The organism is Klebsiella pasteurii (assembly GCF_018139045.1).
Classification (GTDB): domain Bacteria; phylum Pseudomonadota; class Gammaproteobacteria; order Enterobacterales; family Enterobacteriaceae; genus Klebsiella; species Klebsiella grimontii.
In genome coordinates this window covers 3,694,854-3,710,816 of the sequence record NZ_CP073236.1, presented here as the reverse complement: position 1 = coordinate 3,710,816, position 15,963 = coordinate 3,694,854, and the positions used below count along the sequence as shown (strand labels likewise).

Here is a 15,963-nt window from a genome sequence, read left to right as displayed (position 1 = left end):
TTATTAATGCCCGGCGCGTAAGCCCGGGCATTTTTCTTTGCGCGCTACATCATCACTTCGCTGTGCCGGTCGCGGTACTCCTTCGGCGTCACGTCGTACTCTTTCTTAAACACCGAGTAGAAATACTGCAGCGAGGGATAGCCGCACATCTGTGAGATTTCGTTAATCGAAAGGGTGGTCGATACCAGCAGGCTGCGCGCTTTTTCCAGTTTTTCGCTGTGGATCACCGTATGAATGGTTTCGCCGACTTCCTCTTTGAAGCGCTTTTCCAGGTTCGAGCGGGAAATACCCACGGCGTCCAGCACCTGCTCCACTTTTATCCCTTTACAGGCGTGGTTACGAATATAGTGCATCGCCTGGATAACCGAGGGGTCGGTGAGCGAACGGTAGTCGGTGGAGCGGCGTTCTACCACGCGCATCGGTGGGATAAGCTGACGCTGAAGCGGCAGCTCTTCATTCTCCAGCAGGCGATGCAGCAGCTTTGCCGCCTGGTAGCCCATCTGACGGGTGCCCTGCGCAACGGAGGAGAGGGCCACGCGCGACAGGTAGCGGGTCAGCTCTTCGTTATCTATGCCGATAACGCACAGCTTTTCCGGTACCGGAATATGCAGGCGCTCGCAGGCCTGTAATACGTGGCGGGCGCGGGCGTCGGTAACGGCGATGATGCCGGTTTGCGGCGGCAGGGTTTGCAGCCAGTCGGCGAGGCGGTTTTGCGCATGCTGCCAGTTTTCGGGCGCCGTCTCTAGACCCTGATAGACCACGCCGCGATATTTCTCTCTGGCGACCAGCTGGCAAAACGCGTGTTCGCGCTCGGCGGCCCAGCCCTTACAGCTGGAAGCGGGCAGGCCGTAAAAGGCGAAGCGGTTGATGCCTTTTTCTTTGAGGTGTAGAAAGGCGCTCTCGACCAGCGCGGCGTTGTCGGTGGCGATATAGTGAACCGGCGGATAGCATTCCGGCCGGTGAAAGGAGCCGCCAACGCCGACAATCGGCACATTGACGTCGATCAGCAGATTTTCAATTTCCGGATCGTCATAATCAGCAATGACGCCGTCGCCTAACCACTCCTTGATGTTTTCAATCCGCGCCCGAAAATCTTCCTCAATGAAGATATCCCATTCCAATTGCGATGCCTGAAGATACTCGCCAACGCCCTCAACGACCTGACGGTCATAGGCCTTGTTGGCGTTGAATAACAGCGTAATACGGTGACGCTTTTCAAACATAGTGTTGTTCCTGGTCTCTCTTGCAGGCCATACAATACCGGCCAATGCCCGGATTATTTCAAGTTACTTGTGCCTAAGTTTGGCTGTAGCGCAAATAATTCGGGCATTTTTTTTCACTGTCCTCAGTTCCGACGTTTAGTGGCTGAATCCATCCACACCGCGAGCAATAAAATGACCCCTTTGACGATGTACTGCCAGAAGGTGGCGACGTCCATCATGCTCATGCCGTTATCCAGCGCGGACATGATGAAAGCGCCCATGACTGCGCCCGCGACGCTGCCAATGCCGCCGGCCAGGCTGGTACCGCCGATCACGCAGGCGGCGATGGCGTCCAGTTCGGCGATGTTGCCGGCGGAAGGGGAACCGGCGCCCAGGCGCGAGCTGAGAATCAACCCGGCGATCGCCACCATCAGGCCGTTAATGGCGAACACCGCCAGCTTGGTGCGCTCCACGCTGATACCGGATAAACGCGCGGCCTCCAGGTTGCCGCCGATGGCGTAGATGCGGCGCCCAAACGCGGTACGGGTGGCCATAAACATGCCCGCCAGCAGCAGCGCGGCGAGGATCAGTACCGGCGTCGGGACGCCGCGATAGTCGTTTAACAACCAGATGGCGCCCAGCACGATAACGGCGGTGATCGTCTGACGGCCAACGGTTGAGGCGGAGGCGGGCGTGGAGAGGCCCAGAGCCTGGCGTCGCATACGGCCGCGCCACTGCCAGATAATAAATGCCGCCATACCCAGCACGCCGATGCCAAAGCCAATACCATCAGGTAGATAGCTCTGGCCGATTTGCGACATCGCCGGGCTGGTGGGAGAGACGGTGGTGCCGTTGGTGATGCCTATCAGAATACCGCGAAATGCCAGCATCCCGGCGAGCGTCACGATAAACGAGGGGACCTTACGATAGGCAACCCACCAACCGTTCCAGGCCCCCAGCAGCAGACCCAGGACGAGGGTAACCACAATTGTCAGCGGTAGCGGCCAACCGAGCCAGACGTCAAAGATTGCCGCCGCGCCGCCGAGCAGGCCCATCATTGAGCCCACGGAGAGGTCGATCTCGGCGGAAATAATCACAAACACCATGCCGACCGCGAGAATGCCGGTGATAGCGGTCTGGCGCAGCAGGTTGGAGATATTACGCGCGCTCAGATAAGCGCCTTCGGTAGTCCAGGTGAAAAACAGCATAATGGCCACGATGGCGGCGATCATCACGAATACCTGGAGGTTCATCCCCTTCAGCCCTGACAGCGCGCCGGCAGTAGGCGGGGTGAGTTTCATTTCAGACGACGTGTTCTTCGACATGGCGTTCGCTCCTCAGTGCGGCTTCCATTACCTGTTCCTGGGTCAGACCCTGGTTGATCAAATTAGCCTTCAGCTTACCCTCATGCATCACCAGCACCCGGTCGCTTAGGCCAAGCACTTCGGGCAGCTCGGATGAAATGACAATGACGGCGATCCCCTGCTGCACCAGCTGATTAATCAGCTTGTAGATTTCATACTTGGCGCCGATGTCGATGCCGCGGGTAGGCTCATCGAGTATCAGAATGCGCGGGTTCAGTAGCAGGCAGCGGGCGAGGATCGCCTTTTGCTGATTGCCGCCGCTCAGACGACCGATCGCCAGCTCCGGCGATGAGGTTTTGATCTTCAAACGCTGGATGGATTGCTGAATACAGTGCTGCTCTCCGGCATCGTCAAGACTGCTCAGCGGACCGGTAAACTGGTTTAACGCGGCGAGGGTGATGTTTTTACCCACTGCCATAACTGGCACGATGCCGTCTTTCTTCCTGTCTTCCGGCACCATGGCGATGCCCTGGGCAATAGCCTGCTGGCAGCTGTGAATCGTCACCTGCTTGCCATCAATAAAGATTTTTCCTTGCCAGCGGCCCGGCCAGACACCGAACAGGCACTGCACCGCTTCGGTTCGGCCCGCGCCGACCAACCCGGCGATCCCCAGAATTTCGCCGCGCCGTAGCGAGAAGGAGACGTCATTGACGCGCTTAATGTGGCGATTCACCGGGTGCCAGGCCGTCAGGTTCTCCACCCGCAGGATTTCCTCGCCGCAGCTGTGGGCTTCGCTCGGGTAGAGGGCGGTAAGCTCGCGGCCGACCATCATGGTGATAATGTCATCTTCGCTCATGCCGTCAGCGTTGCGGGTGCCAATATGCTGCCCATCGCGGATCACGCAGATGGTGTCGGAGATGGCTTTGACTTCATTGAGCTTGTGGGAAATGTAAATGCAGGCAATACCGTGATTTTGCAGATCGCGAATAATATTCAGCAGAATTGCCGTCTCTTGTTCCGTTAATGAGGCGGTGGGTTCGTCGAGAATTAACAACCGCACCTGCTTGTTCAGCGCTTTTGCTATTTCAACCAACTGCTGCTGACCAAGGCCTAAATCGCCGACGCGGGTGTCGGGTGATATGGCTAAATTGACCTGGGCCAGCAGCTTCTCGCAGCGCAAAGTCATGGTTTCATAATCCAGCAGACCGTGGCGGGAGATTTCCGCGCCGAGAAAAATATTCTCCAGCACGGTCAGATGTTTTACCAGCGCCAGCTCCTGATGAATGATGGCAATCCCTTTGCGCTCGGTATCGCGTATATGGCCCGGCCGCAACGTTTCCCCGGAAAAAATAATCTCTCCCTCATAGCTACCGTGCGGATATATTCCGCAAAGGACCTTCATGAGCGTGGACTTACCGGAGCCGTTTTCGCCGCACAGCGAGACCACTTCTCCGGCGTTAAGCCGCAGACTGACATTATCGATCGCCTTCACCGTACCGAAGGTTTTAGTAATGTTTTTCATTTCGAGTAACCAGGACATAGAGACTCCACATAAGCGATATCCGGCTGAATGGGGCAACGCCCCCGGGAGAGGGCGTCAGAGATTACAGCTCGCTTTTTTTGTGGAAACCGTCTTTGATCACCGTCTGATCAATGTTGTCTTTATTGACCTCAATGGGGGTCAGCAGCCGTGACGGGACATCTTTCAGCCCATTGTTGAGCGTGGAATCGGCCTGCGGCTGCTTGTCGTTGCCTAGTTCGACGGCGATTTCAGCCGCGGTGGTGGCAAGGGTGGTGATAGGTTTATAGACGGTCATCGTTTGGGTGCCGGCGATAATGCGCTTCACGCCGGCGAGGTCGGCATCCTGTCCTGATATGGCGACTTTGCCTGCGAGTCCCTGGGCGCTTAATGCCTGGATGGCGCCTCCAGCGGTGGCGTCGTTGGAGGCGACGACCGCATCAATTTTATTGTTGTTGGCGGTCAGGGCGTTTTCCATAATTTTCAACGCATTTTCCGGTAACCATCCGTCGACCCACTGATCGCCGACGATTTTAATTTTCCCTTCATCAACATAAGGCTTGAGGACTTTCATTTGTCCGGCACGGAAAAGCTTGGCGTTATTGTCCACCGGCGAGCCGCCCATCAAGAAATAGTTACCCTGAGGCACTTTATCGACCAGACTTTGCGCCTGCATTTCACCCACTTTTTCATTATTAAATGAAATATAAAAATCAATGTCGGCGTTATTGATAAGACGATCGTAGGCGAGAACTTTAATTCCCTCCTGTTTCGCCTCTTTTATGACATTGCTCAGCACCTGGCCGTTATAGGGAATAATCACCAGAACGTCGACGCCACGGTTGATCATATTTTCGATTTGCGACATTTGCGTTTCTTCGTTGCCATTGGCTGACTGGACGAATACTTTTGCACCTAATGATTCTGCTTTGTTGACAAAAATATCGCGATCTTTTTGCCAGCGTTCAAGACGCAAGTCGTCAATCGCCATGCCAATTTTAACTTCTTTAGCAATGCCCGACAGGCTGGTGAGGAGGAGTGAAGCGCAGAGCGTTAGGCAAAGGTTCTTTATCTTCATAATAATAACACCTTTTTTGTAAAGTGCAGGATAAGACGAACGATAAAAATAAACGGCCTGATACGTAGCAGATTTTTAACGCGGAAAGGAACGCTGGCAATTATCTATGCTTATTTTGCCGTTATGAAATTTTGTTTATTTGTTAATTTATGACCGCGATCGTACTTTAATAATTAGTTCTCACCGTATTTCATTGATCTTTCGTGGCGGAAGCGGCGGAATGGGGCCGCTGACGTATTATTTTTGCGACCTGGCGCACGTTTGTGGATTCTCTCAATCACGGTGTGAAATAACGTAATTGAGGAAACTAAAAAGAGAATTCTATATTGGCTTATGACTTATTACTCGCCGCATCCCTGAATATGGAGTTCATTATGCAGACCTATTTTGACCAGCTCGATCGCGTTCGTTATGAAGGCCCGAAATCCGCTAACCCACTGGCTTTCCGTCATTACAACCCGGATGAGCTGGTGCTGGGCAAACGGATGGAAGACCATTTACGCTTTGCGGCCTGCTACTGGCACACCTTCTGCTGGAACGGTGCCGATATGTTCGGCGTGGGCTCCTTTAACCGCCCGTGGCAGCAGCCGGGTGAAGCAATGGAAATGGCGAAACGTAAAGCCGATGTCGCTTTTGAGTTTTTCCATAAACTGAACGTACCGTACTACTGCTTCCACGACGTCGACGTTTCTCCTGAAGGGGCATCGCTGAAAGAGTATGCCAATAACTTCGCACAAATGGTTGATGTGCTTGCGGAAAAACAGCAGCAAAGCGGCGTCAAGCTGCTGTGGGGCACGGCAAACTGCTTTACGAACCCGCGTTACGGCGCCGGTGCGGCAACCAATCCGGATCCGGAAGTGTTCAGCTGGGCGGCGACCCAGGTGGTGACCGCGATGGATGCGACCCACAAACTGGGCGGTGAAAACTACGTCCTGTGGGGCGGTCGCGAAGGCTATGAAACCCTGCTGAACACCGACCTGCGTCAGGAACGCGAGCAGATTGGCCGCTTCATGCAGCTGGTCGTGGAGCATAAACATAAAATCGGCTTCCAGGGTACGCTGCTGATTGAACCGAAACCGCAGGAGCCCACCAAGCATCAGTACGATTACGACGCGTCTACCGTCTACGGCTTCCTGAAACAGTTCGGCCTGGAAAAAGAGATCAAGCTGAATATCGAAGCGAACCACGCGACGCTGGCCGGCCACACGTTCCACCACGAAATTGCTACCGCCATCGCCCTCGGCCTGTTTGGTTCCGTTGACGCTAACCGCGGCGACCCGCAGCTGGGCTGGGATACTGACCAGTTCCCGAACAGCGTTGAAGAGAACGCGCTTGTGATGTACGAAATCCTTAAAGCGGGCGGCTTCACCACCGGCGGCCTGAACTTTGATGCTAAAGTGCGTCGTCAGAGCACCGACAAATACGACCTGTTCTACGGCCACATCGGTGCGATGGACACCATGGCGCTGGCGCTGAAAGTCGCTGCCCGTATGATTGAAGGCGGCGAGCTGGATAAACGCGTTGCCAAACGCTATGCCGGCTGGAACGGCGAGCTGGGTCAGCAGATCCTCAAAGGCCAGATGAACCTGGCGGACATCGCCCAGTATGCCACTCAGCATAACCTGGCGCCGCAGCACCAGAGCGGCCATCAGGAACTGCTTGAAAACGTGGTTAACCGCTACCTCTTTGATCGCTGATGATGGCGAAAATGCCCGGCGGGTCCGGGCATTGGTTTAACCGATGCTTTATTCCCGTTAGTAAGGAGAGGCTGTATGTATATCGGGATTGATCTCGGCACCTCGGGCGTTAAGGCCATTCTGCTCAACGAGCAGGGCGAGGTCGTGGCTTCGCACACCGAAAAGCTCAACGTGTCGCGTCCGCACCCTTTATGGTCTGAACAAGATCCTGAGCACTGGTGGCTGGCGACGGACCGCGCGATGAAAGCGTTGGGCGCGCAGCACTCTTTGCGCGCGGTTAAAGCGTTGGGCATTGCGGGTCAGATGCACGGCGCGACGCTGCTCGATAAGCAACAGCGCGTCTTGCGCCCGGCGATCTTGTGGAATGATGGCCGCTGCGGCGAGGAGTGTGCGCTGCTGGAGGAGGAAGTCAGCCGTTCGCGACAGATCACCGGTAATCTGATGATGCCGGGATTTACCGCGCCGAAGCTGTTGTGGGTGCAACGTCACGAGCCTGAGATTTTTAGGCAAGTCGATAAGGTTCTGCTGCCAAAAGATTATTTACGTTTGCGTATGACCGGTGAGTTTGCCAGCGATATGTCCGATGCCGCCGGAACGATGTGGATGGACGTGGCGCGCCGCGACTGGAGCGATGAAATGCTCGCCGCCTGTGGGTTGAGCCGCGATAACATGCCAGCGCTTTTCGAAGGATGCGAAGTGACGGGCTCGCTGCGCCCGGCCGTCGCGCAAGCGTGGAATATGCCGGAAGTATTGGTGGTGGCCGGCGGCGGCGACAACGCGGCGGGAGCGGTTGGCGTAGGTATGGCGGATGCGGGCCAGGCGATGCTGTCGCTGGGGACCTCGGGCGTCTACTTTGCCGTCAGCGACGGCTTTCTTAGCAAACCGGAAAGCGCCGTTCACAGCTTCTGCCACGCGTTGCCTGGACGCTGGCATCTGATGTCGGTCATGCTGAGCGCGGCTTCCTGCCTTGATTGGGCGGCGACATTAACTGGCCTGGGCACGGTTCCGGCGCTGATTGCGGCAGCGGAAGCGGCGAACGACGATGCCGATCCGGTCTGGTTCTTGCCTTATCTCTCGGGTGAACGCACGCCGCACAACAATCCGCAGGCGAAAGGCGTCTTTTTCGGCCTGACTCATCAACACGGTCCGGCGGAGCTGGCGCGGGCGGTGCTGGAGGGAGTCGGTTATGCCCTGGCGGACGGCATGGATGTGGTTCACGCCTGCGGCGTCAAACCGGAGAGCGTCACGCTGATTGGCGGCGGCGCGCGCAGCGCCTACTGGCGGCAAATGCTGGCGGATATAAGCGGCCAGCAGCTTGATTTCCGCACCGGCGGCGATGTCGGACCGGCGCTTGGCGCGGCGCGGCTGGCGCAGCTGGCGCTGCATCGAAATGTCGCGTTTTCCGATCTGCTCCCGCAGCTCCCGCTGGAACAGGCTCATCTTCCGGATGCCGAACGCTTTGCGCGTTACGCACCTCGTAGGGAAACTTTCCGCCAGATTTATCAGCAGCTTTTACCGCTGATGTCCTGAAACATTCGCCCCTTTCACGGGGCGAATTCATCTAATGAATATTTTTAAAATCATCTAGTTATCGAGTGTATTGATATATTCCGAATTTGTCGTTTCAGATGCGAAAAGTGCGGATAATCACGTTCTGGCAGTACACAATGGGGCCTGTCTTATGCCAGGGAGGCCTCATGAAAAATAATATTATTCCTAAGCTATTGATGTCCCTTGGGGCACTGGTTTATCTGCTGGGGATCTGGCGCACCTGTCCGTTATTTAGCGGCAAGGGCTATTTTCTCGGCGTTCTGGTGATGGGCATGTTCGCGATTTTAGCGCATCAACGTACGATGCAGGAGAAGGGGCCAGACGATGGCTTTGCTTCGCTGTGCCGCCTTGTGCTCCTGCTGTCGGTCGGTTTACTGATGGTCGGCGCCTGGTTCGTACCCGCCGGATGGAACGAGAAGATCATCTACGTGGCGGCCTGGTTTGTGTGCTTATACGGCGTTTCCGCGATGCCCCAGAAAGCGCTGGACGCACAGGCTGCGCAGAAAGATTCCTCAGAACGGCCTTAACTGACAAAGCGGCGGACATCAAACCGCTGAACCAGCATTGAGAGCAATAAACTTCCCAGCAGCGCAGCGCTGAATATCCAGACAATATCTAATAACGGCCAGCGGGACAGCGCCAGTCCGCTGGCGCGGAGCGCGTGGATAATCAACGCATGAAAACCGTAAATCCCTAATGAATGGCGTGCAATCAGCGCAATAAGAGGCAACTCACGCGTATTCAGCGTATTTTTTACCAGCGTCAGAAGCGCTATCGCGCAAACAAAAACCGCGGGACCGCAATATAAATACCAGGTATCGCCAAAGTCGCCGCGCCAGCGCAGTTCGTGCAGCGTACCGCGTGATATGACCCATACTCCCGCGATGAAAAGGCCAGCGCTGAGCGCAGTCAGCCATTTTTTATCGCTATTCATCATACCGATTGCCCGGCCTAACACGCCATACATCACATAGTAGAACGTATCCCCGTTGATATAGAGATTGATCGGCAGCCACTCGACTCCTCCCGCTTTCACCGCCACCATATTAGGATTCGCCAAAAGCCCGATGATCGCCATCAGCGCCAGCAGCATCTTGCCGCTAACCGGTTTGACCTGAACCAGCGGTGAAAGCAGGTAAATGACGACGATTGCGAAGAAAAACCACAGATGGTAGAACACCGGTTTTTGCAGCAAATTCTTCAGCGATAGCTCAACGTTGATGTGGGTAAACAGGGTGATATAGAGCAGCGACAGCGCGCTATAAAAGAGGATGCACAGCGCGATGCGCAAAAAGTGCCGGGGCTGGGCGCTGCGCTCGCCGAAAAACAGATAGCCTGAAATCATGAAAAATAGCGGCACGCTGACGCGAGACGCGGAGTTGAGGATATTGGCTACATCCCACGTCAGCAGACTAACGGTGTGCGGGTGCGTGATATACCAGGTGGTGCTATGAATCATGACGACCATCAGGCAGGCAATACCGCGCAAATGGGTAATCCAGTGTATTTTTTCCTGCATCAGTACCTCTGTTTCTCCTTCTCAGACAGGGTCTGACTGCCCTTATCCGCTTGTATCGCAGTGGAATAATCCGAGTTTTTCATCATAGACTTGTCGAGGTGTGGTCCAATTCGCACAATGAGCCGGTTATTTAACGTAACCTGCACGATAACAATTTACTAACAATGCGGTCGAGAAAAAATGGTGATGAAATATGCGTTTTCTGGACTGCTGCTGTGCATGCTTGCGGGCTGTAGCGCAACGCCGCCTCAGCCAGCGCAGAAGGCGCAAAAAGCGCGGATAACGCCGCAGGCAACACTCAATATGGCGCAGCTGTGCAAGGATAATGCCGCCGTACGTTACAGTACAGGCGTGCGTCAGATTGACGTCAGCCATTTCGAACAGTTCCGGGGGAGCTACGAGCTTTCGGGCAAGACTGCGCGGAATGAACGCTTTATCTGTTCTTTTGACCCGGACGGGCAGTTTTTGCATCTTTCCATGCGCTAGATGCGCCCGCGATGGCGCTTATTTCCGCAATTTTCCCTAAACAATCCCGTTTCATACTGTATATCTCGCAGCCAGCGGGTATACTGGCTCCTTCCTTTAAATCCACACGTATCCAGCACGAAATCATATGCAAAAGTTTGATACCAGGACCTTCCAGGGCCTGATCCTGACCTTACAGGATTACTGGGCTCGCCAGGGCTGCACCATTGTTCAACCACTGGACATGGAAGTCGGCGCAGGCACTTCTCACCCAATGACCTGCTTACGCGCATTGGGCCCAGAGCCGATGGCAACCGCCTACGTGCAGCCTTCCCGCCGTCCGACCGATGGTCGCTACGGTGAAAACCCGAACCGTTTACAGCACTACTATCAGTTCCAGGTGGTGATAAAACCTTCTCCGGATAATATTCAGGAGCTGTACCTTGGGTCTCTGAAAGAGCTGGGTATGGATCCGACCATCCACGACATTCGCTTCGTTGAAGACAACTGGGAAAACCCGACGCTGGGTGCCTGGGGTCTGGGTTGGGAAGTGTGGCTGAATGGTATGGAAGTGACGCAGTTCACCTACTTCCAGCAGGTTGGCGGCCTGGAGTGTAAGCCGGTAACCGGCGAGATCACCTACGGTCTGGAGCGCCTGGCGATGTATATCCAGGGTGTCGACAGCGTTTACGATCTGGTCTGGAGCGATGGCCCGCTGGGTAAAACTACCTACGGCGACGTATTCCATCAGAACGAAGTGGAGCAATCCACCTATAACTTCGAATACGCCGACGTGGACTTCCTGTTCTCCTGCTTCGAGCAGTATGAGAAAGAAGCCCAGCAGCTGCTGGCGCTGGAAAACCCGCTACCGCTGCCTGCTTACGAACGCATTCTGAAAGCCGCCCATAGCTTTAACCTGCTGGACGCGCGTAAAGCCATCTCCGTCACCGAGCGTCAGCGCTATATTCTGCGCATTCGCACCCTGACCAAAGCAGTGGCTGAAGCTTACTATGCTTCCCGTGAAGCCCTTGGCTTCCCGATGTGCAACAAGAATAAATAAGAGGCGGCCATGTCTGAGAAAACTTTCCTGGTGGAAATCGGCACTGAAGAGCTGCCACCAAAAGCCCTGCGCAGCCTGGCTGAATCCTTTGCTGCGAACGTGACCGCGGAGCTGGATAACGCCGGCCTCGCGCACGGTAAAGTTGAATGGTTCGCCGCGCCGCGCCGTCTGGCGCTGAAAGTGGCGAATCTGGCGGCTGCGCAAGCAGACCGTGAAGTCGAAAAACGCGGTCCGGCGATTGCCCAGGCGTTTGACGCCGAAGGTAAACCGAGCAAAGCGGCTGAAGGCTGGGCGCGCGGCTGCGGTATTACCGTCGATCAGGCTGAACGTCTGGCGACCGATAAAGGCGAATGGCTGCTGTATCGTGCCCACGTGAAAGGCGAGAGCACCGAAGCGCTGCTGCCGAACATGATCGCTACCTCGCTGGCGAAGCTGCCGATCCCGAAACTGATGCGCTGGGGCGCGTCTGACGTGCACTTCGTGCGTCCGGTTCACACCGTGACCCTGCTGCTGGGCGACAAAGTGATCCCGGCAACGATTCTGGGCGTACAGTCCGACCGGATTATTCGCGGCCATCGCTTTATGGGCGAGGCGGAGTTCACCATCGATTCTGCCGATCAATACCCAGAAATCCTGCGTGAGCGCGGTAAAGTGATTGCGGATTACGCTGAGCGTAAAGCCAAAATCAAAGCCGATGCCGAAGAAGCGGCGCGCAAAATTGGCGGTAACGCCGATTTGAGCGAAAGCCTGCTGGAAGAAGTCACTTCCCTGGTGGAATGGCCGGTGGTATTGACCGCGAAGTTCGAAGAGAAATTCCTTGCAGTGCCTGCCGAAGCGCTGGTTTATACCATGAAGGGCGACCAGAAGTACTTCCCGGTTTACGACAACGCGGGCAAGCTGCTGCCAAACTTTATCTTCGTGGCCAACATCGAATCGAAAGATCCGACCCAGATTATTTCCGGTAACGAGAAAGTAGTTCGTCCGCGTCTTGCGGATGCGGAGTTCTTCTTCAATACCGACCGCAAAAAGCGTCTGGAAGACAATCTGCCGCGTCTGCAAACCGTACTGTTCCAGCAGCAACTGGGTACGCTGCGCGACAAGACCGATCGCATTCAGGCGCTGGCCGGCTGGATTGCCGGGCAGATTGGCGCAGACGTTAACCACGCGACCCGCGCGGGCCTGCTGTCCAAGTGCGATCTGATGACCAACATGGTCTTCGAATTTACCGATACTCAGGGCGTGATGGGGATGCACTACGCGCGCCATGATGGCGAAGCGGAAGATGTGGCGGTTGCCCTGAATGAGCAATATCAGCCGCGCTTTGCCGGTGACGCCCTGCCGTCAAATCCGGTTGCTTGCGCGCTGGCGATTGCCGACAAGATGGATACTCTCGCGGGTATCTTCGGGATTGGTCAGCACCCTAAAGGCGACAAAGATCCGTTCGCGCTGCGCCGCGCTGCGCTGGGCGTGCTGCGTATCATTGTTGAGAAGGACCTCAATCTGGATCTGCAGACCCTCACCGAAGAAGCGGTGCGCCTGTACGGCGATAAGCTGACGAACGGCAACGTGGTCGATGATGTTATCGACTTCATGCTGGGACGCTTCCGCGCCTGGTATCAGGACGAAGGCTACACCGTCGATACCATTCAGGCGGTACTGGCGCGTCGTCCGACCCGTCCGGCAGACTTCGATGCGCGCATGAAGGCGGTTTCGCACTTCCGTACCCTCGAAGAGTCCTCCGCGCTGGCGGCGGCGAACAAGCGCGTTTCCAATATTCTGGCGAAATCGGACGTTACGCTGAACGATATCGTTCACGCCTCCGTGTTGAAAGAAGCGGCTGAAATCAAACTGGCAGGCAATTTAGTCGTGCTGCGCGATAAGCTGCAGCCGTACTTCGCCGAAGGGCGTTACCAGGATGCGCTGATCGAGCTGGCGTCCCTGCGCGAGCCGGTTGATGAATTCTTCGAGAACGTGATGGTCAACGCCGAAGACCAGAACGTGCGCGTGAACCGTTTGACGCTGTTGTCCAAACTGCGCGATCTGTTCCTGCAGGTAGCGGATATTTCCCTGTTGCAGTAAGCGTATCGCTAATAATAAAAAACCTGCCTCAGTGCAGGTTTTTTTTATGCGTATACTATAAATAAGCGAACCATTAATAATTCTCTGATCAATATTTTTTTTCAATATATAGATTCAAGAAAAATATTTTAGGAATATGCCAGCGCAGTCTGGTCAGATATTTGCGGTAGAATAGTTGTGGGTGTTTGAGACTGTTTGTCTCAGGCGTTCAGCAGGAGACAAATAGAGAAAAGCCCCACCTGATGATAAATCAAAGTGAGGCTCCCCTATGCATCAACACCATAAGAGTAGCCTCTTACCTGTTGGAAATCAACACCGGAGGCGAGGAATGCCGCAAAAGCATCTGTTGTTTGGCTTAATAGTGATTTGCTTCACTATTTTATTATTCACCTGGATGGTTCGTGATTCACTGTGTGAATTACAGGTCAGACAGGGGAATATCGAGCTGGTGACATTCTTAGCTTGTGAAATTAAACGGTAAGAGCATCTGGCGGGGAGCGATTGCCGCCAGACTTACGGCGTTAGGCATTTTCAATGCACCCTGTTTTTTTCATTAATTAATTATTTTGCCTCCTGATACAGGAGGCTTTTTTTTCGCAACCATCGTCTGTTGAAAAAACAGGCTTGAAAAGTATACCGCAGTATGGCTATCCTATGCTCCGACGAATCCCTCGTCTCACCGGAGAGCACGCGCCAAATGAACAAACACGACTGATGAATTTCGCTCCTTGCTTAGCGCTATTTGCGAGCAGGGGAAGTATTGATTTCATTCAGGAGTGCTTATGGCTCATTGTGCCCAATCCCCCTCTTTTCTTTTGCATCAGGTCACCTGTCAATTTGCGACGGGAGATACGCTTTTTGGTCCGCTGAATTTATCGCTGGAAGGCTCCCTCTGCGGGCTTGTCGGGCGCAATGGCGTCGGTAAAACCCGACTGTTGCGTTTACTGGCGGGCCTGGACTCACCGTCGAGCGGCCATATCGAACGTATGGTTTCGGTAAGCTACGTTGCTCAGCAGCATGCGATGACTCCTGATACGACGCTGGCGGAGTGGCTAAGCTTCGAATTCGTTTTTTCTGCTCTGGCGCGTCTTGAGCGAGGCGAAGGGCGAGTTGACGATCTCGAACGTCTTGATGGCTTTTGGGATCTTCCGGATCGTTTGAATGCAGGCTTCCTGGCCGCTGGCTTGGGGGAATTTTCTCCCGCACGGCTCGCCTCTTCGTTGAGCGGCGGGCAAAGAGTGAAGGCGCAGCTCTGCGCAGCATTCTTGTCCGGCGCGGATTTTCTCCTGCTTGATGAACCCACCAACCATCTCGACAGACAAGGCCGGGCGTGGTTCTATCAGCAGCTTGAGCAATGGCGCGGCGGCGCGCTTATCGCCAGCCATGACCGCGAGCTGCTGGCCCAAACGCCGCGCATCCTCGAGCTGACGTCCGCAGCTTTGCGCAGCTACGGCGGTAACTATGCGGATTATCAGCAGCAGCGTGAGCTGGAGCAGCAGGCGGCTCGCGCCGCGCTGGAGCATGCCGTCATCGAACGGCGGCGTACTCGCGCAAGGATGCACAAAGAGCATGATGCCTGCCTGCGGCGCTCTGCGCAGACGTTGCGTACTATTGATACGCTAAATATCGCTTCATTCGAGCGGGTTGCTTACAAAGGCGCGGCGAAAGAGCGCCCCGGAACCCTTAAGCGCCAGCATCGTGAACAACGTAGCGCGCTTAACGATGCGGTGGTTCAGGCGCGGGAGCGGGTCGAGGAGGACAACCCGGTGATGTTTACTCTGCCCGGTAGCCAGGTCGCTGCGGGAAAACAGGTGCTGGAGCTGGAAGCGTTGCGGCTGGCGTATGCGTCTATAGCGCCGCTGAACTGGCGCATGGATGGGCCGATGCGCGTGGCGCTGCGGGGCCCCAACGGCTGCGGTAAGACGACGTTGCTTAAAACGCTGCTGGGCCTGGAGTCGCCGCTTTCAGGACGCTGCCGCTTATCGGTAAACGCGGCGTATCTGGACCAGCATCTGACCCAGCTGGATCTGTCATTATCCGCAATGACGCACCTGAATCTCGGCGATACGCCTTTGGAAGAGGGCGTGCTGCGCAGCCAGCTGGCGCAGCTACAGCTGGGGGCGGACAAAGTCCATTTGCCGCTATCGGCCCTTAGCGGAGGAGAACGCCTGAAGGCGGCGCTGGCCTGCGTGCTCTGGCGGAGGGAAGCCACGCAGCTACTGTTGCTGGATGAGCCCACCAATCATCTCGACCTGGCGTCCACCCAGGCGATTGAAAAAGCGCTGGCGCAGTTTCCCGGCGCGATGCTGGTGGTATCGCATGATGACGCCTTTTTACAGGCGCTGAAGCTGACCCACTGCCTGGAATGGCGGGAAGATGGCTGGCGCTTTGAGCGGCGATAAATGCAAAACCGCCATCCCCGGGATGGCGGTTTCTTATCGCACAAATAAAAAAATCCCCGCCGTTTGGCAGGGACTTAAGAATTTTGA

Annotated in this window: 13 protein-coding genes; 8 read left to right on the top strand and 5 right to left on the bottom strand. The window is 55.4% G+C overall.

The features are described from left to right. Positions 1-44 precede the first annotated feature (44 nt). From xylR to xylF, 4 genes are all read right to left on the bottom strand, one after another. Positions 45-1,223 carry a D-xylose utilization transcriptional activator XylR gene (xylR, locus tag KCG39_RS17435; RefSeq protein WP_004126484.1) on the bottom strand — a complete coding sequence of 393 codons (1,179 nt, stop codon included), beginning with the start codon at positions 1,221-1,223 and terminating at the stop codon, positions 45-47. 122 nt (positions 1,224-1,345) lie between these two features. Then, entirely contained in the window at positions 1,346-2,527 is a 1,182-nt protein-coding gene (gene xylH, locus KCG39_RS17430) for a xylose ABC transporter permease XylH (protein ID WP_049113636.1), read from the bottom strand. Next, the gene (locus KCG39_RS17425) at positions 2,505-4,046 is read right to left on the bottom strand and encodes a xylose ABC transporter ATP-binding protein (protein ID WP_049113638.1); all 1,542 of its coding nucleotides are present in this window, start codon (positions 4,044-4,046) and stop codon (positions 2,505-2,507) included. Before KCG39_RS17425 ends, xylH begins: the two co-directional genes overlap by 23 nt. A gap of 64 nt (positions 4,047-4,110) precedes the next feature. Next, a complete protein-coding gene (gene xylF / locus KCG39_RS17420; RefSeq protein ID WP_123828669.1) occupies positions 4,111-5,103 on the bottom strand; it encodes a D-xylose ABC transporter substrate-binding protein in 993 nt (330 codons plus the stop codon). 374 nt (positions 5,104-5,477) lie between these two features. On the opposite strand from xylF, the gene xylA reads away from it, so the two are divergent. The 3 genes from xylA (at position 5,478) to yiaB (ending at position 8,878) form a co-directional block, all read left to right on the top strand. Beyond that, positions 5,478-6,800: a xylose isomerase gene (gene xylA, locus KCG39_RS17415; RefSeq protein WP_004137805.1), complete on the top strand. Its 1,323-nt coding sequence runs from the start codon at positions 5,478-5,480 to the stop codon at positions 6,798-6,800. Positions 6,801-6,875: 75 nt separating this feature from the next. Next, entirely contained in the window at positions 6,876-8,330 is a 1,455-nt protein-coding gene (xylB, locus tag KCG39_RS17410; RefSeq protein WP_004126469.1) for a xylulokinase, read from the top strand. Positions 8,331-8,497: 167 nt separating this feature from the next. Then, on the top strand, positions 8,498-8,878 hold the full coding sequence (yiaB, locus tag KCG39_RS17405) for an inner membrane protein YiaB (protein WP_004126465.1): 381 nt from the start codon (positions 8,498-8,500) through the stop codon (positions 8,876-8,878). Here the strand turns inward: yiaB and KCG39_RS17400 are convergent. After that, complete coding sequence (locus tag KCG39_RS17400; RefSeq protein WP_004126463.1) at positions 8,875-9,870, bottom strand: acyltransferase; 996 nt, start codon at positions 9,868-9,870, stop codon at positions 8,875-8,877. The two genes, yiaB and KCG39_RS17400, sit on opposite strands and share 4 nt — an antisense overlap. Positions 9,871-10,050: 180 nt before the next feature. On the opposite strand from KCG39_RS17400, the gene KCG39_RS17395 reads away from it, so the two are divergent. The 5 genes from KCG39_RS17395 (at position 10,051) to KCG39_RS17375 (ending at position 15,876) form a co-directional block, all read left to right on the top strand. Beyond that, positions 10,051-10,356, top strand: a complete 306-nt coding sequence (locus KCG39_RS17395; protein WP_004126460.1) for a YsaB family lipoprotein — start codon at positions 10,051-10,053, stop codon at positions 10,354-10,356. Between the two features lie 127 nt (positions 10,357-10,483). Next, a complete protein-coding gene (glyQ, locus tag KCG39_RS17390) occupies positions 10,484-11,395 on the top strand; it encodes a glycine--tRNA ligase subunit alpha (RefSeq protein WP_004126458.1) in 912 nt (303 codons plus the stop codon). Between the two features lie 9 nt (positions 11,396-11,404). Continuing rightward, positions 11,405-13,474: a glycine--tRNA ligase subunit beta gene (gene glyS / locus KCG39_RS17385; RefSeq protein WP_142468083.1), complete on the top strand. Its 2,070-nt coding sequence runs from the start codon at positions 11,405-11,407 to the stop codon at positions 13,472-13,474. A gap of 328 nt (positions 13,475-13,802) precedes the next feature. Continuing rightward, the gene (hokA, locus tag KCG39_RS17380) at positions 13,803-13,955 is read left to right on the top strand and encodes a type I toxin-antitoxin system toxin HokA (protein WP_139155932.1); all 153 of its coding nucleotides are present in this window, start codon (positions 13,803-13,805) and stop codon (positions 13,953-13,955) included. A 301-nt stretch (positions 13,956-14,256) separates the two neighbouring features. After that, on the top strand, positions 14,257-15,876 hold the full coding sequence (locus tag KCG39_RS17375) for an ATP-binding cassette domain-containing protein (RefSeq protein ID WP_142468084.1): 1,620 nt from the start codon (positions 14,257-14,259) through the stop codon (positions 15,874-15,876). The last annotated feature ends 87 nt before the right edge of the window (positions 15,877-15,963 follow it).